We start from the raw sequence: 26,507 nt of genomic DNA, 5'->3' as shown, positions 1-26,507 counted from the left end.
CTACCTCACCGGCCTGAGCATGCGGAATGGGTCACCGGCTCCCACCGCCAAGGGCAGGTACAGATAGGCGGCCAGCACCATGAGGATGATCCCCCAGGCGAGCGCCTGCTGGTCCAGCACCAGCCCCAACCACGCCAGGGCCGAGCACAGTGCGGCCGTGCCCGCCACCAGCAGTGCCACGGCCCAGTGTGGCCAGCCGAAGGTAACCAGGCGCTGGTATACGTGCAGCTTATGCGGCTCGTACCAACGTTGCCCGGTGCGCACCCGCATGAACAGGGTGAAGCCGGCATCGGTCACCAGCACCAGCAGCGGGGCCACCGCCGCATTCGGAGCAACCCCTGAGGCCAAACAGACCGTGGCCGCGAAGGCCCAGGCGCCGCCCAGTGCGTACGAGCCCGTATCACCCAGAAACAGCCGGGCACGGGGCGCGTTGAAGGGCAGGAACCCCGCGGCGGCCCCCGCCACCGTGATCATGACGAAGCCCAGCCCCGGCACCGGCTGTGCCACGGCGACCACCACGAACCACAATGCCGATACCACCGCATGCCCAGCCGCAAGTCCGTTCGCCCCGTCCATGAAGTTGGTGGCGTTGACCACCCCGGTCGCGCATACGGCCACCGGCACCGCCACCCACGGATCGGCTCCCACCTGCGCGGCTGCCGCCAGGCCCAGGAACAGGCCCAGCCCCAACTGCAGGCACAGGCGTGACTGTGTGGACAGAGCGAACAGATCCTCCACCAGACCCACGATCGCGAAGGCAAGAATCGCCACGAACCCCAGCATCACCGTGCTGAAGTGAACCATCAGGCCGGCGAACCCGACTCGGTTCCAGGCAACGGCGGGCGCAACTCCCATCACCACCACCGCCGCGAGCACCACGGCCAGGCCACCGCCACGTGGCGTTGGCGCCGCATGTAGTGAACGCCCCACTGGGATATCTACGACCTGGGCGCGCCGCAGCATCGGGATCAGTACCAGCGTCGCCAGCACCGACGTGACCGTGGCGGCCAGGAAGCCGAGGATGAGGGCAAGTATCATGCCCCGCTCTCTGCTTCCATCCAACGGCGTACCAAGGCGCCGTGCTGACCCCACTGAGCGCGTTCGCGTAGGTCCGCGATGTCCTCAAGCTCCTGCATCGGATATGACGGCACCGCGGTCTGCGAGATCAGCGGGTGGTTCGGACGCCGATCCTCCTCATCCCGGCCAAACAGCTCCTCGGTGAGTTTCTCACCCGGGCGCACACGGGTATAGGTGACCTGGGCGTCGGGGTGGCCCATCAGAGTGGCGAAGCGTCGTGCCAGCTCCTCAATGTTGTGTGGCTCGCCCATGTCCAGGACCAGGACCTCGCCAGAGTGGCCGAGCACCCCGGCCTGCAGCACCAGCTGACAGGCCTCATCCACGCTCATGAAGAAGCGCTCCATGCCCGGATCCGTGATAGTCAGCGGCAGTCCGCGTTCCAGCTGCGAGGCGAAGGTCAACAGGGCTGAGCCTCGTGAACCCAACACATTGCCGAAGCGCACCGACATGAAGCGGCGCTCCGATGCCAGCGTGCGGCCAATGGTCGCCGTGAGCCGCTCGGCCACTCGCTTGGAGTAGCCGAGCACACACTGCGGGTCCGCGGCCTTGTCCGTGGAGATGTTGATGAAGCGCCGCACGTCATGGCTGGCCGCCGCCAGCAGCAGGTCACGCGTGGCCGCCACATTCGTCAAGAACGCCTCCTCCGGGAAGCGCTCTGTGAGCGTAACGTGCTTCAGGGCGGCCGCGTGGAAGACAATGGTGGGCCGGTTCTCGTCGAATAGGGCCTGGATGAAGCCCGGGGTGCGCAGGTCACCGAGAATCAGATCGGGAGAATCGAGCATCGCCTCGCCGTCCAACGAAAGTTGGACCGCGTGCAGGGCCGAGTCATCCCGGTCCACCATGATCAACCGGGCCGGCTCGTAGCGGGCGATCGCCTGACACAGCCGGGAGCCGATCGACCCTCCCGCGCCCGTCACCAGAACCCGCTCGCCGGTCAAGTAGGCGCCTATGGCGTCGACGTCGGTGTCGATCTCCCGGCGTCCCAGCAGGTCCGCTATCTGTGGGGGCCGGAAGACATCGGTTGTCTGGAACTGGGAGGCATCGGGACGATACGAGGGCGCACGATCCACTAGCTCCTTCATGGCGGGCATGATGCGGATCTCCAAGCCGAGGGCATGGGCCTTTTCCACCACGTCGTCGACCTTGTCCGGACCGGCGGAGGGGACCGCCAGCAGCACCAGATCGGCGCGTGTCTCGGCGGCCACCTGCCCGAGTGCGTCCCATGGGCCGAGCACACGAACACCGCTGATGCGCAGGTGGCGTTTGGCCGGATCATCGTCCAGGATCGCCACTGGCGTGAATACGTAGTTTTGGTCCTGCTGCATCAGACTGATCGCCTGAGTGCCTCCGTATCCCGCGCCCAACACGATCGTGCGTCTGCTGCGGTGCGCCGATGGCCGTCGGAGCCACGTGACGAAGCTCCGATACAGCCAACGCGCCAACAGGTGCAGAGTCAATGCGACCGCGCCGGACACCGCCGCGGCCCCCGGCGGCAGCAGAGAGTCCTGCGCCAAGGCGCAGACGAGCATGAGCACCGCCGCCACCAGCAGATCGGTGACCAGGATTTGCGGCATCTCGTCACTCGTGGCGAAGCGGGCACGACCCCGCAGGAACAGGCCCCAGGCCAACAACTGCGCAGCCAGCGCGAGCAGAATCGTCACACCCATGCCCGTGCCGACGGGATAACGGGTGCCGCCATCAATATTCAAGGAGACGACCAATACAATCGCCAGGACCCATACTGCGCAGTCCAGGGCCGGAATGGACCCGTGGGGCAGGTGCAGGCGGGAGCCGCCGATGTCCGCTGTCTGCCAGGTGGAATTGGAATCAGCCATGAAGGATCTATCTCCTACTCAGAGCATTCAGGGGGTGACCTGCCGCGCAATGGGCGGTTGAGCAAGGTGCAAAGGAATGGGAAGGCATGTCCTTCACAGCGACGGTGACCTCAGCTGATCAACCGGACGTGAAGCGGCGGGCTGGAAATCGGGCAGGCGTTCACCCGCGTCCAGCAGTGCGGCAATGGCGGCCACGGCGCGTGCCGCAGCCTGGCCGTCCCCGTAGGGGTTTGCGGCATGAGCCATCTGCTGATAAAGGGCGGGAGAGTCGATCAGGGCGGATACCTCCGCTACCAGGCGGTCCTCGGAGGTGCCGATAAGGCGCACGGTGCCAGCCTCCACACCCTCGGGACGTTCGGTGTTCTCTCGCATTACCAGCACCGGCTTGCCCAGGCTTGGAGCTTCCTCCTGCACGCCGCCGGAGTCAGTCAATATGATCTGCGCGGCACCCATAACGGTGGTGAACTCACCGTACGACAGTGGTTCGGAGACGAGTAGGTTATCCAGACCCTCCACGCGGGGCAGCACGGCCTCCCGCACCAGTGGATTGCGATGCGCCGGCAGCACGATCAGATGCTCCGGGTAACGGTTCGCCAGGCGTGCCAGCGCCCGGCCCACATTTGCCATCGCCTCACCCCAGTTCTCGCGCCGGTGTGCCGTCACCAGGATCATCGGTTGGTCTTCGGCGATTGCCCGGCGCAGGCGCGCATCAGTGGGCTGAATCTGCTGGGCCCGGGTGTGCAGTAGGGCGTCGATCACCGTGTTACCGGTGACAACCACTGTCTGCGGGTCCACCCCCTCACGCAACAGGTTCGCGCGAGATGCCGCAGTCGGCGCCAGGTGAAGCGCAGCCAGCTGTGTGGTCACCCTCCGATTCGCCTCCTCAGGGAACGGCGATCGCAGATCACCCGAGCGCAGGCCGGCCTCCAAATGAACAACCGGCACCTGACGATAAAAGGCCGCCAGCGCAGCGGCTGCCACTGTGGTTGTGTCCCCTTGCACCAGGACGGCGTCGGGGTTCAATTCGGCCAGGAGCGGGTCCAGACGGGCGAAAATCTTTGCGGTAAGCGTGTTCAGGTTCTGCCGCGCCTCGAAAACGTCGATGTCATGGTCGGGTGCCAAGCCGAAGATGTCATTGACCTGCTCTAACATTTCCCGGTGTTGGCCGGTAGAAATAAGTGTGGGCTGCAGGGCCGGATGTTCCTGCAGCCCGCGCATCACCGGCGCCAGTTTGATCGCCTCGGGGCGTGTGCCGTAGACGACCATTACGCTCCTGCGCATGGGAACTCCTATGGGGAAGTGGGGGTCAGGAATGATCATCCTGACATAGACGTTTCAAAGGATAGCTCGCATGTACGCGGTCCCCTTCCGGAACTGCTGTGCGCTGCCACACCGTTGCCTTCACCGCTGCTGTCGTCGCCATCTGCCGCGACCTTCCGCAGGAAGGCGGCTTGCGCACACCTGAGAGCGGTAGCGAGTGCGTCAGGCCGCGACCTTCCGCAGGAAGGCGGCTCAGCGCAGGGGCTGCGCCCCCTGGGAGTCGGAGGAGGCCTTAGCCGCAAAGCGGTCGATCTGATCCGCCAGCCACGCGTAGGCGGCGTCCTGATAGTGAAACGGCGCCGGACCCCAAGTGTGGTGGGTGCCCGCAACGGTCAGCTCGTCGGGCAGGCGCAGCACCCGCACACCCGTAGCCTGCGCCGCAGCCTGGTAATAGCGCTGCGCAAACCAGTTCGCCTCCACCGCGCCCACGCCCCACGACGTCGGCGTCTTCGCCCCGTCCTCGTCCACGATTGCCCAAGCCGTTTGCAAAAGCAGCGTCCGGTCGGCCAGACCCAGGCTCTCCAACTCAGCGCGCCAGGCCGGCAGCGCTTCGGCCCACCGCTCGAAGTGCTGGTTCGAACCGAACTCCAGTAGACGCGCGCCCTCCAGCGAGTCGTACAGGCCCGCCGTGAGTCCCTCGGTGGTACGGGTCAGCAGCTCGCCGTCGGGCAGCTCCAGTACCCCCAGCCGCTCATCCACGATGTCCCACAGCAAAACATCCGTATCCTCCGCTGCCGTAGCCAGGCGGGAGCGGCGATCCCCCGCCAGGTCTCCGGCGTGCACGCGACTGACGAAAGCGGAGGCCAGTCCGCTCAAATCAACGATATCCCCCGCAATTTGCGATCCCGCAGAAAGCAGGGATTGGCGCGCTACATACGCCCCGACCCGCCAACCCCGAGCCCGCAGGACCTCAACAGTGTCTCGGCTGACGCAGGAGCCGAACACGGAAGCGGTTCGCTTGACGCGGGTGTCGCTCATCGGGTCCTCCTCCACGACGACGCACGGACAGACAACGCACAGACGCTACCGGGCTCACCATGCCCACGCCACGGATCGACGCGCCGGGTGAGCACCCTCTCAAACTGGGGCGGTCGTGGGAGCAGACACCACGTCAGTGTGTGACAGACTCTCCGGTAAACACCCACCGGAGAAGGGGGCACACATGCCCGCAGGTAAGCCCAAGGCCGTAGCCGCTTACGACACCACCCTGCGTGACGGCGCCCAGCAGCAGTCCATCGCCTTCACTGTCGCCGACAAACTCGCCGTCGCCCGACTCCTGGACGAGCTCGGCGTGGCCTACATCGAGGCCGGCTGGCCCGGCGCCATCCCCAAGGACACCGAGTTCTTCGCCCGGGCCCGCACCGAGCTGGAACTGCGCACCGCACGGCTGGTTGCCTTCGGATCCACCTGCAAGGCCGGCGTGTCCGCCCAGGAGGATCCCCAGGTACGTGCCCTGCTTGAAGCCGACACGCCCGTAGTCACGATCGTCGCCAAGTCCGATCCGGTGCATGTAGAACGGGCCCTGCGCACCAGCCTGGAGGAGAACCTGCGCATGGTGCGCGACACGGTGGAATTGCTGGTCGGCGCGGGCCGGGAGGTCATGGTGGACCTGGAACACTTCTTCGACGGCGTCGACCACGCCACAGCCCAGGCCGGTCAGGCGGCCGGTGCGGGCACATCCACCGCCGTCGGCGCGGAAGGTGCGGCCGGTACGGAAGCAGTGGGCGGCGAGCCGCACCTGCCCTACCCTCTTGCCGTCGCCATTGCCGCCGCACATGCGGGAGCCAGCGCCGTGATCCCCTGTGACACCAACGGCGGAACGCTCCCCGACGTCGTCGGGAAGCGGGTCGCGCGACTGCGCGACGCCCTGCAGGCGGCCGGGCATGAGGATTGCGCCATCGGTATCCACACCCACGACGACGCCGGGGTCGCCGTCGCCGGGGCCCTGGCCGCCGTTGAGGCCGGGGCGCGGCAGGTGCAGGGTTGCGTCAACGGAATGGGGGAGCGTACCGGTAACGCGAACCTGCTCACCCTGATCGCTGACCTGGAACTGAAGACCGACTTCACGGTGCTGCCCGGCGACGCCGAGGAACGTGCCCGGCGTCTGTCCGAACTGTCGGCGGTCTCCCGACGGGTCGGTGAGATCGTCAACCGGCCGCCGTCGGGTCGCCTGCCGTACGTGGGTGCCAAGGCCTTCGCGCACAAGGCCGGGCTGCACGCCTCCGCGATCCGGGTGGACCCCGGCCTGTACCAGCACATCGACCCGGAACGCGTGGGCAACACCATGACCATGCTGGTCTCGGAGATGGCCGGGCGCGCCTCCATTGAACTCAAGGCCCGTGAGTTCGGCATCGACGCCTCCGGCGACCGTGAGCTGCTCACCCGGGTGACCGAGACCGTTAAGGCGCGCGAGGCCGCTGGCTACACCTACGACGCCGCCGACGGCTCCTTCGAGCTGCTGCTGCGTGCCGCTCGCGGGGACCTGCCCGAATACTTCCGGGTGGAGTCCTGGCGCGCCTCCATCCAGGCCCGGCCCCTGCCTGGGCAGCGGTTGCTGTCCACCGAGGGCGACACGGTCACCGAGACCGAGGCCACCGTGCGCCTGTGGGCCGGCGGGCGGCGCTACGCCGTGCTGGGGGAGGGCAACGGGCCGGTCAACGCCCTGGACCACGCGCTGTGCGCGGCCCTGGAGCAGGTCTACCCCGAGACCGCCGACTTCGAGCTGACCGACTACAAGGTGCGCATCTTGGACACCGAACGCGGCACCCGTTCGGTGGTGCGGGTACTGATCGACATCACCGACGGGGAGCGGACCTGGTCAACCGTGGGCGTGGGCACAGACGTGGTCGAAGCATCCTGGGAGGCGCTGATCGACGGGCACATCGTGGGCCTGCTGCGCCGCGGCGTGCCGCCGCGGTAGCGCTACCGGCGGGCAGCGGGCCCCAGGCCGGCGCGGGTGGAGGTACCGGCGCGGAGGATGCCCGCGCGCCGGGATCAGACGCTGCGACTGTGGCCCGGCCCGAAGTAGACGTCATCAAGAGTCACGGTCCGCAATGCCCGCTCTCGCAGGATGTCGATGATCTGTCCGTACAGATGGGTGACAGTGGGGGCGTTGGCGTGGCCCAGAACTATATGTTCGGCCTGGAGCCATGTGTTTGCCTCGCCCAGCAACACCTCCTGGGTCAGCAGACCCGAATCGCCGAAGGAGCCGTACCACATTGCCTGTGTGGTGTAGCCCAGTTGCGCACATACCGAATCCGTCCAGTCGTTGCGGTAACCGAACGGAGGCCGGACGAACGGTGTGCCGGTCACGCCGAAATGGGTGTTCAGCAGCGACTCGCACTGCGACAACTCGGAGATGATTCCCGATTCGGTGAGTTCGGTCAGTCCCGGGTGCGTCCACGTATGGTTCCCCAGCTGCACCTGTCCGGACTCCACCAGCGGCAACATCTTGTCCTTGCAGTCGATCCAGCCCGGATAGTAACCGGTCACGAAGAAGGTGAGACGTACCCCGGAGTCGGCGGCGAAGTCTAGGTAGGCGTCGATCACTGAGGCGTCCGCGCCGTCGTCGATGGTGATCGCCACGACGTTGCCAACGCCGTCGGGCAGGCCGGTGATCAGTGGCCCGGGACCTTCAGGGGCGGGCAGCTCGGGAGGGCCGTCCTGGAGCCATAGGGGGCTGCGCGAGGGCGTGGGGGATGGGGGCCGTGGCGCGGTGGGGGAGGAGGTCGGCAGCGCCGCGATTCGCTGTTCGGCGGCGGGTGTCGGCGTGCTCGCGGTTTTTTGACTCGCGGAGCAGGATGCCAGGGCGCCGACGGTGCCCGCGGCGAGCATGAGCATGAACTCTCGACGGTGCACGGGCGGTCCTCCCAGGTAGTGGTGGCGCGTATTATGCCAAGCCTCGCATGGCGGCTAACGGCCTGTCCTCGTCGATGGGAATGAGATGGAGCGCGAGTTTGACCACCTGGCTGCGGATGGACTGCCTGAAACGCACTCTCAGACGGTACAACCGCAGGGACGCGGTCCAAGCGCAGAAGCGCGGTCCAAGTACGACGCCGGCAGCCGACTCGGGCCGACACTCACCACCGCCAACACCCGCGCGAACCAAACCCTCAGACCCGAAGCGCTCGAAAACCCCTAGGGGCGCGAGCAAAGCCGTGGCGGCGCCCATAGAAACAGCCCGCGACACGCCGGTCTAAAGCACCACGCTCGCGCCGATAACCGGCTCTTCGTGTTTGGGGGTGTGGTGGGTGGTGTGCTCTGGGCCGTCCGGGCGGAACTCTCCCGCGTCCGAAGGCGCCGTCCCGGGTTCGGGCGTGGTTCGGAAGCTGTTCCTGTGCTTGAGCGCGGCCCTGGTGTTTGAGGGCGGCCTTGGCGTCGCTGTTGCGGTGGACTGTGCTGTGGGGCGTTGAACTGCACCGGGTTTGATGGAGGCAGTGAATACACGGAAGGGATCACTGCCGGGAGTGCACAAAGGAAGTACCCCGAAGAGGGCTGCGGGAGCGGGCCACCAGGATGGGGTGTGCAGGGGCCCGTCGGGACCCCGAGCGGTCTAAGGGGGCGAACCTGGAGGATCGCCGAGGAGTTGGGCGCCCCGCCCCGAGGGGTTGCGTACCTGGGTGATAGAGGGGCCGAGGTCGACGCGGGCGCCCGGCCAGGAACCACCACATCCGATGCTGAGCGGATCAGGCAGCTGGCGCGAACTGAGGCGGGCGAACGCGATCCCAAAGGAGCGTGTCAGTTGTTTTTCGCGGCCGACACCAGGCCGCCCGTCCCGCTGATCTGTAAGTACATCGACTCCCACAAGGAGGAGTTCGGGGCCTGTGCCGGTCTGCCAGGTGCTGACCAGCGCCGATGTCAAGATCGCCCCGAGCACCACTTGCGCAGCCAAGACCCGTCCCCCATCAGCAAGGGCTGTGCGCGACCAGGCTCTAAAGGCTGAGAACCGGGCGGGTTCATGAGAACAACTACTGCGCGGCTGGGGGCCCGCAACATGGCATGCGATGCTGAATCGGCCTGAGTCCTGTGAGCGGCATGGGCTGGGGCATGCGGCGCCTGCTGCACCGCGGGTGCGTCTGATGCGGGCCATGGGGTTGCACGGCCACCGGCCGCGCCAAATCACCGCGTACCACGCGCAGCGCTCCCAAGGGAGCAGTGCCCGGCGGACCTGGCGGGCAGGCACTTCAGCGCGTTCAGGCCCAACGAGTTGTGGGTCGCTGACATTCCCCCACTACGTGGGAGGTACCCCCACCTACGTGCGCACCCTGTCCGGCTGGGTGTATGTGGCCTTTGTCACTGACGTGTACTCGCGTCGGATCGTCGGCTGGCAGACCTCAACGAGCTTGTACACCGACCTGGCCCAGGGGCGCCTTGAAGATGGGTATCTGGCAGCGCCAGCGCGAGGGCGCGGATCTGAAGGGCCTGATTCACCACTCCGACCGCGGGGTCCAGTACCGGGCCATCCGAGTGCGGGCAGGCCCTATCCGACTGTGATGCGGTGGCCTCGGTGGGCACCCGAGGGAGACTCATACGACAACGCTCTGGCCGAGGCCCTCAACTCACTCTATAAGGCCGAGCTCATCCGTAACCGGCACTACCTCGACGACCACGGGCCCTGGCAGGGCATCGACGATGCCCGTGTTCGCTACCGCCGAGTGGGTGCACTGGTCGGGCAACACCCGGCCTCACTCCGCCACAGGCATGCACGCTCCGATCGAGCACGAGCAGGCCTACACCCCACCAGACGACACCGACACCATCACCGAGCCCGAGCCCGAGGCAGAGGCCGAGGCAAAGGTCATGGACGTCGGCGAGCAGACCACCATCAACCAACCCCAGCCGACAACCACCGGCGCCAGATAAAACACCCTCCACAAAACCCGGGGCTTGACACGTGAGGTGCTGGTTTTCGACCTTGGGGTGTGGTTTACGACCCCGGAGTGGTCGTGAATCGCACCCCGGGGTCGAAAATCGACATGACCGGCCGTCTTGCACACCATCGCCGGGGGTCTATGGGTGCCACCGACCCCGGGCACAGGGCCAGACAGTTCGTACGTTCCACTTTTGATTCGTCACCCAGCACTCCCACGATTGGGCATCTGGCACACGCCAATGAACACGCCAACAGCCCACACCCCCAAACAGCGGCACATTGGGCTGCCGCCACCAAGGCGGCACGACATCAAAACCACTGAAACCACCCCAGGGTTGTCCCCCCAGGGGGCTTCCCAACACCACGCAGTTCCCACACGTTGCGCACAAATGACGGGCTTTAAGGCAACACATGCCGGCGCCCAAGATGTTGACCGCCACTCTTCATTCGAATTGCAGCGTTTCATGCTGGGGGTGGCTGACGGGGCTTGAACGCACCGGGCCGACACCAGCCGACGATAGCACGCGAGGACTTTCGCGCGGAATGACGCAGACACGATAACCGGAGACGACAGGTCATGCCACCCCGAACCAGCGGATTTCGGACACCGGTGTCCGAACGAAGCAACGGCCCCTCCCACCCCATGACGGGGCAGAAGGGGCCGAAGACCGAGAGACGTCAGAGGTCGTCCGCGAGCGCGGGCGGGATCTCTGGCTGGATGGGGGCGGGTGTGCCGTCGGGGATGAGCGCCAGGCAGTCGTGTCCCCAGGTGAGGAGCTGTCGGGCGTAGGCGATGGCGTGCCACCTGTCCCTCTCAGCGTCGTCGCGGGCGTCCACCAGGGCATCCACGCGCGCCTCGGAGGCGGCCAGTGCACGCTCGAGGGAGGAGACTCGCTCGGTGAGGGATTCGACTACGGCGCGCAGTGTGGTTACCTCGGCGCCCTGGCGGGCGAGCTGGTAGTCCTCCCGGTGCATGCGCCGGCTGGTGGACTGTCCGGCCAGGACGCCGGCGAGGCCGACCGCCGCGACGATGATCGGGGTGATGATTGCCGGGTCAGTCACCGGTCCCACCGCCCGAGCCTGACACCGGGGTGCCGTCGTCATCATCCACCGGCGTGCCCACGATAGGGGCCTCGTAGACGCCGCCCGTGTGGATGGCGGCGAGGACGAGCGCGGCGACGGCGAGCACCTGCTCGGCCACCTGCGCCCACGCCTCGGACTGCTCTCCGGTGATGACGCCGAGGGCCGCGAGCGCAGCCAGGATTGCGGCCACCGCAGAGTAGAGCGCTCGACGCCGCTCGGGCGTCAGCCAGGACAGGATGGTGCGGTCCTCGGTGAGTGCTACGTGCTTTCCCATATTGGTGGTCTCCGTTCACTTGGCGAGGAGCTTGCCGGAGTTGGCGTAGGAGCTGTTGAGCATGTGCTGGAGCATGCGGATGGTGTTGGGGCCTGCGATGCCGTCGACCCATTTGTCCCAGTTCGCGCCGTTCAGGTCGGCAGGGCCGCCGGACTGCCGCATCCACTGGGGAGACTTGTGGGCGGACCAGTACTGGAAGGCCTTCCACGTCTTGGGGCCTGCAACACCGTCGGCGTCGAGTCGGGTGGCGCCAGTAAGGGTGCGTAGCGCGCCGGCGGACACGGCCCCGTCGAGGAATCGCTGGAGCCGCTGGTATGCGGCGGCGGCTGGCGTGCCGGAGGTGGTGATGGTGACGCCCATGACCTCCTGTAGGCGGCGCAGGGTCGGGGAGCCGAGCACGCCGGAGATGGCGAGTTGGCGGGCGCCGTCGGTGCCGGTGCGGGCGTCGAGCGCCCGGTCCGCCGCCGAGGAGGTGGCTGCGGGTTTGGCTGGCGTGGTGGCAGTGCTGGTGGTCTTGCCGGCGCGGATCTCGTCCGCCCGCGTGGATAGGCGAGCCAGCTGGGAGTACCAGCGGCCCGGGCACGCCGTGGACATGTAGTCCTGGTGTCCTCGCAGAGGCAGGGGGCCGTGCTCGTCGCGGATGGCGGCGACCAGCTGGGCGACGGACTCGAAGTCGCCCGCGGTCATCTCGGGGCGGCACTCGATGCCGATGCCGCGGGGGTTGCCGGATGCGCCGGCGTGCCACGCACGGTCACGGTCGGAGACGATCTGGGTGCGCCTGCCCGCGCTGGCGACGTAGTGGGCGGAGGTGTTGCCGCCGGAGCGGCACAGGTAGTCCACCACGCCCTGGTGGGACTGCCCGTCCACACCCCAGTGGTGAATGACGATCACGTTGGGGCTACCCGCCGGACGCCCCGCCGAATAGTTCGGAGACTGCTTCACATCGGTGACGGCCTTATTAGGCGAGATAGTAGACATGAGTCCTCCCTTACTTTCTTGAGTTGTGTGGTTGGTGGCGTTGGGGGTCAGGCGGTGGACCAGACGCCCGATACCTTGATTGCGGTGGCGGTCTGGGGGGATCGGACGTGTACGTTGCCGTTGGTGTGGGACACCTCAACCACGGCGCCGCCGGCGACCGGGGGCGTCGCGCCGTGGACGTAGAGCGTGGCGGCCAGCTGCAGAAAACCGAGGGTGCCGTAGACACTGGCGGAGGGCCGCCAGCCGCCAGGCACCACCAGCACGTCCGTGACCCGTGAGGCCGGGACATTGCCCGTGTTGGGCTTCAGCACGCCCCAGCACATGACGAGTATGCCGGTCCGCCTCAGCCAGAGACGACTACCCGACCAGGAGCCGGCACCGGACACCGTGGTCGCCGCGTAGGCGCCAGGCGTACAGATCGTCCAGGCGGTCCCGTCCCACGACACGAGCTGTTGCAGGTCCGTGCGCCACACCAGCACCGGATCCGCGGCGGATGCGGTCACGCCGGCGGCCGCGAGCCGGGTTACGTGCTGGGTTGCGGCGGAGGCCGACGTGCACGTGGGGATAGAGGGGATGGACAGGGACAGGTCGAGGAGGGATTGGCGGGAGGCCTGGTCGGTGCCGGCGGGGACGGTGTGTCCGCGTGCGTCCTTATAGCTCACTAGGTGCCTCCTCAGGCTCGGGTGCTTCGGTGTGGGCGGTGGTGTCGGCGATGATGGCGCCGCAGATGGGGCATACGGTCCACCCGCCGGCGGCAGTAGCCGTGTTCATCATTCGGGTGCCTCGGTTCTCGGCGTTATTGGGTGGTTTGGTAGGTGAGGGTGATGGACATTGACTGGCCGCGGCCGCCGACGGCGCCGTAGTCGGAGCCGACCATGGCGAGGCCCTTGCCTGCGAGGAGTCTGGGGGCGAGGGCGGTGATGTTCAGGCGGGAGGTGCCGGTGCCCGTGATGCTGACGGAGGCGGTGGATCCGGACGGGGAGGGGCCGGTGCTGGTGCGGTCGGCGGCCTGGACGGTGGCGGTCCAGGTGCCGCGGTTGGAGCCGTTGCCGGTCAGGGTCAGGGTCGCGGAGGTGATGGCGGTGGCGTGCAGGCTGGTGATTGCGGGCCCGTAGGTGGCCATGCCGCGCAGGGTCCCGGAGGCACCGATGGCGCCCTGGTAGAGGTCGGTACGGCCCCCGTACCGGCTTGTGTTCCACTGGTCCCAGCCCTGGCCGGCCCGGTGCGTGCCGGACCAGTCCGGAGTGACGGTGACGGTGCGGGTGACGGTGACGGGCTGTCGGGATGCGGCGATGGCCTCGGCGGACGGCGGCGTAGGCGTCTCGGTCTTGGGTGGGGACGCGGGGCCGAGCACGTGCACTGGGCGGCCGGTCTCGGTGTCCATGAGCACGTGGGCGGTGGTCACGCCTGTCCAGACGGAGGCTGTGGCAGGGAGCGTGACGGCGCCGGAGTCCAGCAGTGCCACGGTCACGGTGCGGCCGTCCTCGGCGACGCCGACGACGGTGGCCACCATGACCTGGGACCTGTCGGACCCGGACCTGGGGACCTGGTCCGCCGGGGCGGCGTCGAGCGCGTCCAGTATCTGCATACCGCGGTCTCCTCCCGGTCAGGTGTCGATCGCGACGTCGACGCGGGCGGCGCCCGTGTAAAGCAGCGGCAGCTCCACGGCGGCGACACGGCCCCACAGCTCTACCGGGGCCGCGCCGATGACGTCGTGGCTGTACAGCCTGACTGGCTCGTCCAGCTGCAGGGACGGGTCCGGCGCCAGCTCGACCGGGATGGTCGTCGCTCGCCGGATGGAGGAGGCGAGCATCGTCTGCGCACTCCTGGCGGCGATCGCCTGCGACGTCACCAACGGGCTGGACCAGAAACGTGTGACGATCCCGTACGGGCCTGTCACTGACAGGGGGCCGCTGGTTTGGGACGCGACTGCCTGGAAGGTGGGCCGGCCGGCATCGTCAGTGTCCTGCCCACGGGCGACGACCCGGTTGTAGACCTGCTCCCGGGTCCATGACCGCTTCACCCCGATGACGGTGCCGTCGACACCGTCCGTGAGCACCCGCACGGGCGCCGTAGTGATCTCATCAGCGGGCGGCAGCAGGTACAGGACGCCGTCACGGCCCTCACGCAGGCGGGCCGGCCACGCATCCGCGATCTCGTACACGGCGTCGATCCGCGACTCGCCCCACGACATGGACGACGGACATGCGCGGTCCGTCAGGGCCTCGTCGATGACCACGCCCATCTGCGTCCCGATTAGGCGGCGGATCTCCGAGGCCAGGGTGCCTCCGGTGCGGGGCACGGTCAGGGACACCAGCCGGTTCTCCTCCGTCCTGTGGAGCAGGCTCTTGGCCGACACGGTGACCGTGTCGGTGTCGGTTTCCGAGGAGATGATGATGAAGCGACCGGCGGGCTCGGTGTACTCGGATCCGTCGACCAGCGACGTGACAGTGACGGTAACTTGCAGCTCCTGCCCGAAGCACGCCAGAGGCGCCTCGGGATGATCAGGGGTGAAGTCACGGGCATTCTCGGCCTCGCTGGCGGCCCCGTACCGGGGCACGGTCAGAGATAGCGTGCCCTGCACCTGTTGCCCCACCGTCCAGGACACCGACCCGCCGGCCACTGGAACCTGCCCGAGCCACTGCGATCCCAGCCACGAGTCCACGCGCGCGGAGTAGGTGTAGGCGCCCGTCAGCAGCCCCTCCGGCAGGCTCATGCCCCGACCTCCTGCCACAGCACGCGGTCGAATTCGTCCCAGGTGCCGGCCGCGGCCGGGATCTGCGCCCAGGTCAGGCCGGCGGCGTCGACGTCGTCCCATACTGAGGTCGGCACCAGCACGTTCGGCTCCGGCACCGACACGATCGCTCCTTTGAGCGTCCAGATCCGCTCCGCTACGTCCAGCCGGCCCGTCCGGGCGTGAGACACGCTCGTGAGCGCCATGACCGTCACCAGAGGCACATCGCACGTCCCCCACCGGCACTGCCAACAGCGTGCGGGGTTGTGAAACAGTGCCACCACCGCCGGGCGGGCCGCGAGCGCCAGCATCGCTTCCGTGTCGGCAGGGGTGGTGCGCGTGGTCAGGGAGATGGTGCCCGCCCCCATGGAGGGGGCGAACACGGCCACCGGGGTGGGGCGGCCGGGGACCTCGTGCAGGGTGACCCTGGGGTCGGTCTCGCGGGCGTCGTCTCCCTGCCACAGCAGGTCCACGGCGCCGCCGCCGGTGATGTCGGTCAGCAGCGAGCGCCCGGCCCAGGGGCGCCGTACCGCGGCCGATGCGGCCTGGCCGCCGTCCCAGGTGGCCCGGTAGGTGACCGGGGTGTTAATCGGGCAGATTGGGTCGCCTAGGACCACCTGGGTGCCGTCGGAGGTGCGGGCGCCCGCACGCACCGCCCATGAGTGGCCGGTGGTGTGTCCGGTGACCGTGTACGGGGCGCCGGCCGGGACGGTGCCGGCCTCCACCACCACCTGGATGATGGGTGCCTGACCGGCAGGTACTGACGCCAGGACACCCATCAGCGGCTCCTCCCGGTGAGCTGCGCCCGCCGACGGGCCGCGGCCGTAGAGACCGTCTCAATGTGGGCGTCCAGGGCGGTGCGGTCGTCCAGGACCAGGCGGACGTCGGTACCGTCCAGGGAGCTGGCGAGGTCGGCGCCGCGGTCCGCGAGCGCGGTCAGCGTGTTCCACTGGCTGCGGGTCAGGATCGCCTCGGGGCCGCGGGTGGCGTTTACGGCGAGCGTCAGCCCCTCGGGGAGGACGCCGCCGGTGTCGAACGTTTTGGCGATTCGCCCGACGGTCGGGGAGCCCCAGATCGCGATCTCACGGGCGGAGGCGCCCACATGCGGCTCCTCGATCATCTTCCCGCCGCCGGAGTAGATCGCCACGTGGTGGGCCGGGTTGCCCCAGAACAGCAGGTCGCCAGCAGTCTTCTTGTCCCAGGAGATGGGCTTGGCCTTGGCCTGGTAGCCGGCGGCGGTCAGCCGCGGCCAGTTCCAGCCGAGGCCCCTTGCTGCATAGTAGACCAGGCCGGAGCAGTCCAGCCCCGGCGGGATACTGGAGCCGCCCCACACATAGGGGGTGCCCAGGTACTTGCGGGCCTGGCCGGGCAGTCCACCCGTGGAGGTCACCCCGTCAGAGCCGCGTTTGAACCACTGCGCGATGGAGTCGAACCATTTACCGGGCATCGCCTTGATCACCTGCTCCCACATGCTGTCTCCCATTGTGGCCAGCAGAGCTTTGGCGGGAGCGGTTACCAAGCTGGCTATCGCGCCGAGCGGGTCGGCCAGGATGTCTGCGACGGCGGACGCCGTATCCTTCAGCCAGTTCTTGGTGCTGTCGAAGCCAGATTTGAGAGCGCCCCAGATACCGCCTTCCTTGAAGGCTACTTGCCCTTTCTTACCGCCGCGGTCTCCGACGGTGGCCAGGCCGGCCCCGCGGGAAGCGTTGACAGCGTCCAACCAGGGCTTGCCACCAAGAGCGCGTAGGGCGTCCGGGCGAATAATCCCCTCACCACCAGACAGCCGTAGTGCCCCGCCACCGTCCGGGCTGAAAAATGTATAAACATCCCGCCCGGGCGTGTAGCCGGGGGTCATGGTCTGGAATACTCCACCGGTCGCATATCCGGCGATCGGGGTGACGGACGGCATCCGCAGGGACAGGCCGACTTTGCTGGCGATCGAGTCGAAGGCCTTTTTAATGCCGTTCGTGTAAACGGTTTTGATCACGAAGTTGACCGGTTTGGCGGCATACTCCTTGACCTTGTCCATCGCGGCCTTGACCGCGTCCCGCAGAGTAGTGAAAGCACTCTTAACCGAGTCGGCGAAGGACTTGATTTTAGGCAGGATCGTGTTCGTCAGAGTGTTCGCCACCGTCGTGATCGCGGTCTTAATGCCGTCCCACACCGGTTTGACGACGTTGTTGTACAGCCAGGTGAAGATCGGCCCCAGCGTGCCGTTAATGAAGTTGCGCAGCGCCATCAGCACCGTCTTGATAGAGGTCCACGCAGTGGCGATGGTGGTTCTAATGCCGGCCCACACCGGTTTGACGACGTTGTTGTACAGCCAGGTGAAGATCTTGCCGAGCTGGTCTCGGACCACGATCACGACCGCGCCGATGATGGCCGCAATGGCCGTACCGACTGCCTGAATGAGCGTCTTAATACCGTTCCACGTCGGTTTGACAATGTTGTTGTACAGCCAGCTGAAGATGTTGCCGACGGCCTGGATCGCGGCCTGAATCGCCGGCGCCACCGTGCCGCTGATGAAGTCCGCCACCGTGGAGATCGCGCTCTTCACCTTTTCCACTACGGGTTTGACCGTGGTCGCCCAAAAGCCCTGCACCGCCGGGACGACGGTGCCGGTAACCCAATCCACCACGGCGCTAATGGTGTTCTTGACGGCCTCGAACGCGGTCGTGACGACTTTCCGGAACGTCTCGCTCTTCTGCCACGCCACCGCAATACCTGCGGCCAGGGCAACCAGAGCGATGACGATCAGGCCAATCGGATTCGCATTCAGAGCGACGTTCAGCAATCCCTGGGCTATGGACCAGGCGGTGGTGGCGATCTTGATCGCGGTGATGGTGGTCTTCCAGGTCACCAGGGCGCCCACGATGATGCCCACTGCGGCCTCATTGTCCAGGATCGCCGATGCGAGGTCGATCGCCCATTTCAGCAGCGGCAGGCCCACCGACAGCAGTCCGTCCAGCAGACCCGGCAGGACCGGGAGCACCACCTGGGCGACGTCGGCCAGCAGATCCGCCAGCACCGGCAGAGCGCCCGCGAGCGCGTCCCCGAGCGTGGCCGCCACATCCACCAGTGCCGGCCCCAGGATTGCCAGGACGTCGGAGATGACCGGCAGCACCGTCTGGGCCAGTGAGGTCAGGGACGGGGTGATCGCGGTGATCGCCTGAGCCAGGGTGTCGCCCATGACGGCGGTCAGATCCCCGATGGTGGACAAGACCGTCTTCGCCGGCTCGGCCAGGCCGCCCATGACCGACCCGATGGCCTCGACGGCGCCGCCGAGAGCGTCACGCAGCTCCGGGGATGCGGCGACCATGGAGGTGATCAGGCCCGCCACCACGCCCACGGGGCCGGACATGGTCGGGATCATCTTGCCGATGAGCGGGATGCCATTGGCCCATTGGGACAGCAGGCCCGCGCCGGCACCGAGGGCCGGCAGCAGCGTGGACACTAAAGTCCCGGAGCCGATGCCGTCCAGGGCATCCTTCGCCCCAGACAGTGCCCCAGACAGCCCCTCCATGAAAGGGCCCGCGGTCTCCTTGATGCGCTCGACCGCGCCGGCCACCTTCTCAGACAGGGTCGCCCCGACACTTTCCAGCACGGGCTTGACCAGGCTGGTGACCTGGTCGGCCACCTCGATAACGCCACCGAGAGAGGACCGGATGGCGGGCATGATCGGCTCGAACGCCGCCGCGCCGAGGCGTCCGAGGGCGGCGTAGGTGTTGGACACCGCGCCGCGCACCGTGTCCGCGGATGCCAGGGCGGCGCCGGCAGAGTTCGCCTGCACCGCCTTCAAAAAGTCGTCGGAGGAGACCAGGCCGGCGGAGATGTCGGACTGGATCTGCTCCAGGGTGACGCCGGACTCCTCCGCCAGCCACTGGAAAATCGGGATACCCCGGTTCGCCAGCTGGTACATGTCCTGCGTCTGCACCTTGCCCTTGCTGATGACCTGGTTGAACACCAGGCCCACGTTCTCCAGGCTGTCGCCGGACAGGGTCGCGACGTCCGCGATCGAGGACAGGTAGGAGGTCAGCTGCTCGCCTTGCTTGACGCCGGAGGCGACAGCCGACGCCGCGATAGTGGCGGCGTCGCCCAGCCCGAAGGCAGTGCCCCGCACCGAGTCCAGGGCGGAGTCCATGATGGAGGACACCGAGTCGGCGTCATGCCCCAGTCCCCGGAGCTTGGCCTGCGCGTCCTCAATACTCAGCGCCCGGCTGATGCCGCCCTTGATGGCGATACCACCCACAACGGTGGCCACCGCACCCGCAGCGGACGCCGCCGACTGCGCCAGGGCCTTGACCGCCTGCCCGGCCACGGACGCCACCTGCTTAAGGCCGGAGATCCCAGCCGAGGCCATAGTCCCCAGAGCCGTCTTGACAGCATGTGCGGCCTGCGCCAGCTTGCCCAGGGCGGTGTCACCAGACGCCGCCTGAGTGCGCAGCTCGCCCAGACCCGTACGCACCCCCGCGAGCGCGGAGCGCACGCCGTCCAGGTCACGGGCAGCGCCCGCCTTGACCAGCTCCACCCCAGACGCCGCAGTACGCTTCAAGCTCGTGAGCGTGGACGTCGTCTCCCCGGTCCGCCTGCTCAGAGCCTCCTGGGCGGTGGCGGCCTTGGCGGTCGCCTCCTCCAGGGTGGAGCGTGCCCGAGTCAAGGCGGCGGCAGCCTTATCCGCCTTCGCGTCGGCGGCAGCCGCCCCCTCCCGCGCCTTCGTCAGGTTCTGCTCGGCCTTCGCAATCGCCGCCTCATCGCCCGATGCCCGAGCCTCAGCCAGCGCCTCCTCAGCCCTGGTGACCTTCTCAGAGGCGGCGACCTCGCCCGCCCGGGCCTCCTCGACCTCCTTGGACGCCTTGGTGACCGCCTCCTGCGCGGAGGTCACCGCAGCGGCCGCGGTCTCGGCCTCGCGGCGCAGCCTCGGGGTGGACTTGCCCAGCGAGTCCGCCAGGTCGTTGGACACATCCTTCCCCAGGGAGGACGCCGTCTTGCGGAAGTCCGAGCTGAAGGTGGTGGCGGCCTTATTTGCGGCCCCACCCATGGAGGAGGTCACCTCAGTGGTGACCCGCTTCCCGAAGCCCTTGAGCGAAGGCGCCACGTCCACGAAGACAGTACCGGCCTGATACGCCACCCAGACCACCCTCCCCTACGGTCAGGGCCACACATCGGGTGGCCGGGTCAGTCAAGAGCTTCGAGAGCGTGCGGTGTCATCTGCGCGATCAGGTCACGCAGACTGTCCGCCTCCAGGCGAGCCATCGCCCGAGCGACCGCCGACGGGCCCGGGCGCGGATACCTCGGTGGCTTCCGCTTCCGGTCCGTCAGCCCCGCCGCGATCAGGTCATAGATGTCCGCGAGCGCAGCCAGGACGGCGGTGTAGTCGCGCGGTGAGACGCTCTTGCGGGTGTCCCCGGTGTCGGGGGCGTTGGCGAGGGCCTGGGCCAGTTCCTCCGCTATCTGCTCGTCCTGGGTCATGGCGACCCAGGTGCGTGAGGTGGACGGCAGCTGGCCGATCAGGTCGATCAGCTGCCGCCACCTGTGCTGCGCCGCCGCGGCTCCCAGGTCCACGCCGTAGTACTCGTGGAGGTCGGCGCGGACCTGGGGGCGGAAGCGGGTCAGGCAGAGGCGGAGGAAGCGTCTTCCCCCTCGGTGCCGGCGGCCTCCTCGTAGTAGTCGTTGACCTGCTTGATCATGGCGGCGACGGTGCGCATGGACGGGTTGGCGGCCTGCAGCGCCTTGTAGTCCTTCTCGGACAGCCAGGAGGCCAGCAGGGTCTGCAGGCTGAACCCTTCGCCGTATTCCTCGGCGTGGTTGAGCATGGTCAGTACGTGGTCGGCCTGCTCGAACGGAAGGTCCTGGATGGCGGGGAAGGTCACGTACTTCGACTTGCCGATTCCGACGCGGAAGGGTTCGGGGGAGGTCTCCGCTTCGATGGCGGAGATCTTGGACAGGCTCGTGGTGACCGTGATCTTGTCAGCCATCACTTGCCGCCCTTAGCATCGGTCTTGGCGGGCTTCGGGTCAGCCTTGGGGGCCGGGTCGGGGAGTCGTTTCCATCCCTGTGCGGTCAGGGTGACGATCTCGGTGGGGTTGTTCGTGGTGATCTCGACGGTCTTGTCGTCGATCGTGTTGGTGAAGGTAGCCATGTTGTTGTTCCTTTTGGCGGTGGGTCAGTTGCCGGCGGAGAAGCCGAGGGCGTCCTTGTGCTTGAGCGGGCCGGTGCCGCCGAAGTAGTGGCGGCAGGGGGTTCCCAAGGTGGTGTCGGTGAAGACGTTCAGGGTCAGCTGCAGCTGGACGGCGTCGGAGGAGTTCCAAACCTCTTCGGGCACCTCGGCGAGCTTGACCAGCGGGTAGCCCTTGCCGACCAGCCACTGGTCGGAGGCGGGGCCGTCCTGGGAGACGACCAATGCCCGGAACTCCTCCTGCATGGGCACGGGCGCCTCATCCCAGTGGATCTCGCCGGTGGTGGGGTCCTGGGTGGCGGAGGACAGGTCCACGCCGTAGATGAGCTGCTGCAGGTTCTTCTTGAGCGTCTCGTAGACGGTCACCTGAATGGACTTGGCGACCTGGGTGATGTCGGAGCGGACCGGCTCGATATAGCCGAGCGCCTCGACGTCCTCGGTAGTGGTGTCGGCGGCGAACGTGTAGCCGTCGGGGGTGACCAGGCCGACCGGCCACCACTCGGTGGGCAGCTGCACCAGGCTGGTGGGAGTATCCATCAGCTTCTCCGGCAGCGTGGCGCTGGTGGGCGCCAGAAACATAAGCGCCCCCTTGGTCTTGCGCACCAGGTTGCGGTTGTCAGAGGAGGACTTCAAGCTGTCGAACGTAGGCACGACGTTTCCTTCCAGTTACGTGGATCAGATCGGTTTAGAGGAATCGGTGGACGACGCCGTAGACCGCCGCAGCGGTGTCCACGGTGTCGGTGTAGGGCTGGCCGGTCGGCAACGACTCGGCACGCACCTCGTCGATGTAGCCGGCCGGCGTGTCATGCGGGCCGCCCACGAGCGCGGCGTGTGCCAGCTCGGCGATAGACACGGCTGTCGGGGCGCCATCCGTGGTGGGGGCCTGGGCGTAGACGATGGCGCTGATGCGGTCCAGCCGGTCAATGTCGGTCTGGGAGCCGCCGCCGGCCGCGGCCACATGCACCACAGGCAGATGGTCCAGGGCCTGGACGGTCAGTACCCGGCAGGTAGCCAGAGTGGTGCCGTCACCGACTGGCAGGCCCTCCAGGACCGCACGAACCATCTTCACAGGATCAGAAGACACGGGCGATCACCTCTTCTTGGCGGCGCGGGCCGCCCTGGTACCGGCTAGGGCGCCGAGCATGTGCTGCCCCGGTACGACGACCCTGTATCCCTCCACGCCAGGCACGGCGGTACCGAGGTGGCCGAACTCGACGGCGGCCGCGTGCTCGGCGTCGGAGATGATGCGGGCGCCAGCGCGCACCGACGTTCCGCCCTTGCGAGTGCGCACCACCGTCTGGGAGGACTCAACCCGCCACGACGCCGCAAGCGCGCCCGAGCGGTGAGGAGTCGCGGCCCGCACCACAGGCAGCATGTCCTGCGCCTGGGCGAAGATCGCCGTCCCCATCTGGGAAGAGGCCAGCAGCCGGTCCAGGCCCGCATGGTTGAGCACCATCCGTGGAGAGGGCACGGTGATCACACCTCCTGATGCCGACGGGTCATGGTGACGGCGACGCCGAGCGGCCAGTGGGACGGGGACCGGTCCACCAGCCACGAGCCGGCCAGCGGGTGAGGTGCAGGGACAGTGATCACGTCACGGTGGTGGATCTGCACGCCGGGCGGTGCGTAGAGCGTGGCTGTGTCCTCGGAGCCCTCGGGCGGGGCCAGGCTCCCGTCAGCGGGCTGAGCCGCCGACGACGGGACCACCACCACGCCAGCAACAATCGCGGGCGGGTCGGCCGGTGCGAGCATCCCGTCGGCAGTGCGCTGGGACGGGCCGGTGACCGTGACGTCGGTGCGCCAGGAGTCCGGCAGCAGATCGAGGATGCTCCTCACGGCGTGCGCTCCGAGACCAGCGGGGCGGAGACCATGTGCCGCCGCCACGGGCGGAGCATGATCTGATCCTGCCGAGTCAGCCACACGCCCCCGCCCTGCGAGTCCACGGAGAACCCCTGCGAGGTGGCCAGCGGCCCCGTGGTCACAGACATGGTCGCCAGCCCCACAGGCACATCACCAGGCCGCGACAACGCCCTGGAGATCATCTGCGCAGTCACATACCGGACCACGCCAGAGGCGTCCTCCGGAGGCTCCTGCCCCAGGAACCCGCGAATCAGAGCAGCAGCGCCTACAGCCAGGTGGGGCACGGCCGCGGCCTCGCTGTCAGTCAGCGCCCGCCTTAGAGCGGCCGTGACGTCGGCCAGCAGATCCGCGTCCACCGGCTCGGGCTCCTGCGCCATCGTCCCCCACCTCCTCAACGTCGCGCTCCTCGGCCTCCTGCCAATCCGCGAGCGCGGACAGGATGGTGTGGAGCCGGTGGCCGGGCGGGTAGGAGACCTGGGCTCCGGTGTGCCGGTGAACGAATCGGGTCATGGTGTCTCCCTGTGGTCAGGCGGCCGGGGTGACTGCGCCGACGGGGTTGCGGGTGACGGCCTCGGTGTTGTTCTGGGCGACGATGTTGCGCAGGCAGTAGGCGTAGCGGGCCTTGAAGCGGAGGGCGACCATGTCCTTCTCGGCCAGGTTGATGCCGTTGACGGTGGCCTGGTCGAGGAACTTCACGGTGATGTCCTGGCGGACGCCGATGCGGACTGCGGTGGAGTCCACGATCAGGGCGGTGGCCTTGGTGGCGTCGAAGACGGGCTGGTCTCCGGCGACGGTGCCGCGTGCCCACAGGGTGGTCATGCCGGCCACCTGGTCGGTGGCGCCGGGGGTGGCGGACAGAGACGGCAGGTAGATGGGGGTGCCGTCAGTGTTGCGCAGGTTCGCCAGCTGCATGCGCAGGGAGCGGCGGGCGATGAGCTTGTCCGGCTCGAACTCGCCGTCTCCGATGACCAAGCCGGCGTTCTGCAGGATCGCGCCGACCAGGTCGGAGGCCGGGTCGGTGGCGGAGATCTGGGTGAGGTTGCCGGAGGCGGTTGCGGCGGCGAACAGGTCGGGGTCGGTCCAGGTGGCGGGCTTGTTCACGCCGAACAGGACCGCGGCGTCCAGGGCGTAGCCCATGGCCTGGCCGCCCAGGCGGGTGATCTCGCCCAGGATGTCCTCGGTGGCGTCGTCCACGACGTTCTCGTGCACGGGGATGATGACCGCGACTTCCTCGGCGACGAGGGTCTTGTTCGCCCAGGAGAACTTGGAGGTGGGCTTGGTGCCCTCGTCCGCGGTGGAGTCCTCAGTGACCCAGTTGGCGTGCGGGATGGTCGCAAGGACCGGCAGCCGCTCGGTCTTGGTTCCCATGGACACAGTCGGGAAGGCCTGCAGCACGATGGAGGAGTCCACGGCGGCGTTCAGGAAGTCGGTGGAGTACGCGTCCTGGATGAGGCCGGCGACCTCGGCGCGCGTAATGTCAGCGGTGGGCATGATCAGTTTGTCCTCTCAGACGGTGAATAGTTGGATCGGATCGGTCGGTATTGGTGGGGTCATTCGGCTCCGCGCATGCGCCGCAGAGCAGCCGCGGCGGCGGCCTTCGGGGACGGCGGCTCCTGCTGTGGGGATGACCCCGACCGCAGGCCCGGCTGCCGCAGCTTCGGCGCGGGCTTCTTCGGCGTGGTGGCGTCACGCCAGGCGAGCAGAGCCTGGGCGGACGCCTCCAGCTCCTCACGAGTCGAGCCGGTCAGGGACTCCGCCGGCACACCAGTGGAGGCGGACACCTGCAGGGCCAGGCGGGCACGCTCAGAGTCCGCCAGCTTGGACTCCAGCTCCGCCGTCCGCGACAGCGCCTGCTCATAGTCGGCCGGCAAGTGCGCGGCGACGTAGGCATCCGCCGCCTCCTGCGAAGTGATCGGCTCAAACCCGCCAGCAGGCGCCGACGCGTCAGCAGAGGCGGTGGGGGTGTCATCAGCCATGTTGGCGTTCTCCAATCTTGGGCATGAGAAAACCCTCGTCCGAAAAAACGGCCGAGGGTTGAGCAGATATGGGCAACGTTTGCGAGGGTATGACGAAGGCGGCTGGGCTACCCGCAGCACGGGAAATCGTGCCATGGTGGGACGCCTGCCGCCTTCACCTACAGGATAGCTGACTTCGCGTGACGAGTCACTACACTGTCGTGATCGATTACCAGAACCTCTACTAGCCGCGACTGTCCCTTGAACCGTCTCGCGATCTGTGATTTCGCGACCGAGTCATTGAGTCCACAGCGTCGCAGGTCGATTGCCATTCTGTCGGCTTGTCTCCGCGCCTTCTTGAACTGGTCTGCAATCGTGCTCTTCTCAGAGCTTCCCTCAGGGCTCTTGAACTCCCAGACAACGCCGTCGATCTCAACATCAGGGTTCTTCACCCCTGGGGTGTTGTCAATCATGCGGAACACTATGTTGTAACCGTGCTCGGCAAGGGTGTCCGCGGTGCGTAGCTCATGTGCTGCGACGTCGAGCCCATCAGGGACGGTCACAGCCCCAGGGACGGTAACCCGCGGGACTATTGCCGCCTTCGGTGTGAGTCCGTCGTCTTCCAGACCGTCCAGGTACGCCTTGAGTTGGCGCCGCTGGGCCTCGGAGATCTTCCGCTTGGAGGCCGTGTACTGGTGGACGTTAACCTCCTGACCGCCGTAGGCGGGGGCGGCGGTGCACTTGCAGTGGTCGTGGGCGGCGAAGCGGACCGAGTCTGCGCCGTAGACCTCGCCACGGCCGGCCAGCATGTTGCAGAACTTGCAACCGCCGTGGCTGATGCGCCGCCAACCCGTGGCCCGTGGGTCTGCTGCGGCAGATTGCATGACCGTCTGCCGGTCCGCGTCCCGTACCCGAAGTTCGCCGGCGGCCTTGACCGCCTTGGAAGCGTCCCGCATCGCGGCCTCGGGAGAGATCCCGTCGCGGATGCGCTGCTTAACGCCGGCGGGGCCAAGCGCGTCCAGGGCGGTCTCGATCTCCCGGATGACCACGTCCGCCTGCAGACCGGGCCGGAGAATAGTCATGCCCTGGCCGGTGAACAGGCGTGACCAGTCCTGGCAGAACTCGGCGGCGATGTCGGCGGCCTGCTCCTGATGGGACGAGACCACCTCCACAGCATGCCGCAACCAGTCGGCCCGCGTCTGGTCCAGACGGTCCAGGTCCAGCAACTGCCAGGTGACGTCCATCTGCCGGTTGAACTCCACCAGAAGCTCATTCAGCGCCCGTTCATGCCCGGCCTGCACAAGCTCAGCCGTCAACCGCGCCGGGCGACGATACAGCGCCACG

At 67.6% G+C, this 26,507-nt stretch carries 27 protein-coding genes; 2 read left to right on the top strand and 25 right to left on the bottom strand.

What is annotated here, in order from left to right:
* The 4 genes from CWT10_RS11675 to CWT10_RS11660 form a co-directional block, all read right to left on the bottom strand.
* Positions 1-1,038, bottom strand: a complete 1,038-nt coding sequence (locus CWT10_RS11675) for an MraY family glycosyltransferase (protein ID WP_103064114.1) — start codon at positions 1,036-1,038, stop codon at positions 1-3.
* A complete protein-coding gene (locus CWT10_RS11670) occupies positions 1,035-2,912 on the bottom strand; it encodes a polysaccharide biosynthesis protein (protein WP_103064115.1) in 1,878 nt (625 codons plus the stop codon). The genes CWT10_RS11675 and CWT10_RS11670 overlap by 4 nt, the downstream gene beginning before the upstream one ends.
* Positions 2,913-3,005: 93 nt before the next feature.
* A complete protein-coding gene (gene wecB, locus CWT10_RS11665) occupies positions 3,006-4,193 on the bottom strand; it encodes a non-hydrolyzing UDP-N-acetylglucosamine 2-epimerase (protein ID WP_103064116.1) in 1,188 nt (395 codons plus the stop codon).
* Between the two features lie 231 nt (positions 4,194-4,424).
* The gene (locus tag CWT10_RS11660) at positions 4,425-5,210 is read right to left on the bottom strand and encodes a DUF6270 domain-containing protein (protein WP_103064117.1); all 786 of its coding nucleotides are present in this window, start codon (positions 5,208-5,210) and stop codon (positions 4,425-4,427) included.
* 184 nt (positions 5,211-5,394) lie between these two features.
* Between CWT10_RS11660 and CWT10_RS11655 the strand changes: the two genes are divergently transcribed.
* A complete protein-coding gene (locus CWT10_RS11655) occupies positions 5,395-7,152 on the top strand; it encodes an alpha-isopropylmalate synthase regulatory domain-containing protein (protein ID WP_103064118.1) in 1,758 nt (585 codons plus the stop codon).
* A gap of 74 nt (positions 7,153-7,226) precedes the next feature.
* On the opposite strand, the gene CWT10_RS11650 is transcribed toward CWT10_RS11655, so the two are convergent.
* Complete coding sequence (locus CWT10_RS11650) at positions 7,227-8,090, bottom strand: polysaccharide deacetylase family protein (protein WP_103064119.1); 864 nt, start codon at positions 8,088-8,090, stop codon at positions 7,227-7,229.
* A gap of 1,773 nt (positions 8,091-9,863) precedes the next feature.
* Here CWT10_RS11650 and CWT10_RS11645 point away from each other — a divergent pair.
* On the top strand, positions 9,864-10,094 hold the full coding sequence (locus CWT10_RS11645) for a hypothetical protein (RefSeq protein ID WP_103062947.1): 231 nt from the start codon (positions 9,864-9,866) through the stop codon (positions 10,092-10,094).
* Positions 10,095-10,782: 688 nt separating this feature from the next.
* Here CWT10_RS11645 and CWT10_RS11640 read toward each other — a convergent pair.
* From CWT10_RS11640 to CWT10_RS11550, 20 genes are all read right to left on the bottom strand, one after another.
* Positions 10,783-11,166, bottom strand: coding sequence for a hypothetical protein (locus CWT10_RS11640; protein WP_128683455.1), 384 nt, complete (start codon positions 11,164-11,166; stop codon positions 10,783-10,785).
* Positions 11,159-11,461: a phage holin gene (locus CWT10_RS11635; RefSeq protein ID WP_103061596.1), complete on the bottom strand. Its 303-nt coding sequence runs from the start codon at positions 11,459-11,461 to the stop codon at positions 11,159-11,161. The genes CWT10_RS11640 and CWT10_RS11635 overlap by 8 nt, the downstream gene beginning before the upstream one ends.
* 15 nt (positions 11,462-11,476) lie before the next feature.
* Positions 11,477-12,439 (bottom strand): peptidoglycan recognition protein family protein, encoded by a 963-nt coding sequence (locus CWT10_RS11630; RefSeq protein WP_103061595.1) that lies wholly within the window; start codon positions 12,437-12,439, stop codon positions 11,477-11,479.
* 47 nt (positions 12,440-12,486) lie between these two features.
* Complete coding sequence (locus CWT10_RS11625) at positions 12,487-13,101, bottom strand: hypothetical protein (protein ID WP_103061594.1); 615 nt, start codon at positions 13,099-13,101, stop codon at positions 12,487-12,489.
* A 134-nt stretch (positions 13,102-13,235) separates the two neighbouring features.
* Positions 13,236-14,027 carry a hypothetical protein gene (locus CWT10_RS11620; protein WP_103061593.1) on the bottom strand — a complete coding sequence of 264 codons (792 nt, stop codon included), beginning with the start codon at positions 14,025-14,027 and terminating at the stop codon, positions 13,236-13,238.
* 18 nt (positions 14,028-14,045) lie between these two features.
* A complete protein-coding gene (locus tag CWT10_RS11615) occupies positions 14,046-15,155 on the bottom strand; it encodes a hypothetical protein (protein ID WP_103061592.1) in 1,110 nt (369 codons plus the stop codon).
* Positions 15,152-15,952: a hypothetical protein gene (locus CWT10_RS11610; RefSeq protein ID WP_103061591.1), complete on the bottom strand. Its 801-nt coding sequence runs from the start codon at positions 15,950-15,952 to the stop codon at positions 15,152-15,154. Before CWT10_RS11610 ends, CWT10_RS11615 begins: the two co-directional genes overlap by 4 nt.
* On the bottom strand, positions 15,952-20,301 hold the full coding sequence (locus CWT10_RS11605) for a tape measure protein (RefSeq protein WP_128683453.1): 4,350 nt from the start codon (positions 20,299-20,301) through the stop codon (positions 15,952-15,954). Before CWT10_RS11605 ends, CWT10_RS11610 begins: the two co-directional genes overlap by 1 nt.
* Positions 20,302-20,348: 47 nt before the next feature.
* Positions 20,349-20,735, bottom strand: coding sequence for a hypothetical protein (locus tag CWT10_RS11600; RefSeq protein ID WP_103061589.1), 387 nt, complete (start codon positions 20,733-20,735; stop codon positions 20,349-20,351).
* A 47-nt stretch (positions 20,736-20,782) separates the two neighbouring features.
* On the bottom strand, positions 20,783-21,148 hold the full coding sequence (locus tag CWT10_RS11595; protein ID WP_103061588.1) for a hypothetical protein: 366 nt from the start codon (positions 21,146-21,148) through the stop codon (positions 20,783-20,785).
* A complete protein-coding gene (locus CWT10_RS16825; protein WP_158247566.1) occupies positions 21,148-21,312 on the bottom strand; it encodes a hypothetical protein in 165 nt (54 codons plus the stop codon). Before CWT10_RS16825 ends, CWT10_RS11595 begins: the two co-directional genes overlap by 1 nt.
* Before the next feature lie 24 nt (positions 21,313-21,336).
* A complete protein-coding gene (locus tag CWT10_RS11590; RefSeq protein ID WP_103061587.1) occupies positions 21,337-21,999 on the bottom strand; it encodes a hypothetical protein in 663 nt (220 codons plus the stop codon).
* A gap of 34 nt (positions 22,000-22,033) precedes the next feature.
* A complete protein-coding gene (locus CWT10_RS11585; RefSeq protein ID WP_128683451.1) occupies positions 22,034-22,432 on the bottom strand; it encodes a hypothetical protein in 399 nt (132 codons plus the stop codon).
* A 6-nt stretch (positions 22,433-22,438) separates the two neighbouring features.
* On the bottom strand, positions 22,439-22,819 hold the full coding sequence (locus CWT10_RS11580) for an HK97 gp10 family phage protein (protein WP_128683449.1): 381 nt from the start codon (positions 22,817-22,819) through the stop codon (positions 22,439-22,441).
* A gap of 5 nt (positions 22,820-22,824) precedes the next feature.
* Positions 22,825-23,184, bottom strand: coding sequence for a hypothetical protein (locus tag CWT10_RS11575; protein ID WP_103061584.1), 360 nt, complete (start codon positions 23,182-23,184; stop codon positions 22,825-22,827).
* Complete coding sequence (locus CWT10_RS11570; RefSeq protein WP_103061583.1) at positions 23,181-23,585, bottom strand: hypothetical protein; 405 nt, start codon at positions 23,583-23,585, stop codon at positions 23,181-23,183. Before CWT10_RS11570 ends, CWT10_RS11575 begins: the two co-directional genes overlap by 4 nt.
* Entirely contained in the window at positions 23,509-23,718 is a 210-nt protein-coding gene (locus CWT10_RS11565; RefSeq protein ID WP_128683447.1) for a hypothetical protein, read from the bottom strand. The genes CWT10_RS11570 and CWT10_RS11565 overlap by 77 nt, the downstream gene beginning before the upstream one ends.
* Before the next feature lie 15 nt (positions 23,719-23,733).
* Positions 23,734-24,699 carry a phage major capsid protein gene (locus tag CWT10_RS11560; RefSeq protein ID WP_103061582.1) on the bottom strand — a complete coding sequence of 322 codons (966 nt, stop codon included), beginning with the start codon at positions 24,697-24,699 and terminating at the stop codon, positions 23,734-23,736.
* 59 nt (positions 24,700-24,758) lie between these two features.
* Entirely contained in the window at positions 24,759-25,184 is a 426-nt protein-coding gene (locus CWT10_RS11555; RefSeq protein WP_103061581.1) for a hypothetical protein, read from the bottom strand.
* Between the two features lie 158 nt (positions 25,185-25,342).
* Positions 25,343-26,506, bottom strand: coding sequence for a VG15 protein (locus CWT10_RS11550; RefSeq protein WP_103061580.1), 1,164 nt, complete (start codon positions 26,504-26,506; stop codon positions 25,343-25,345).
* Position 26,507 lies beyond the last annotated feature (1 nt).

Source organism: Actinomyces qiguomingii (assembly GCF_004102025.1).
In the GTDB taxonomy this organism is placed as follows: domain Bacteria; phylum Actinomycetota; class Actinomycetes; order Actinomycetales; family Actinomycetaceae; genus Actinomyces; species Actinomyces qiguomingii.
Note: the sequence above shows the minus strand (reverse complement) of the source record. Positions and strands in the feature narration are given on the sequence as shown.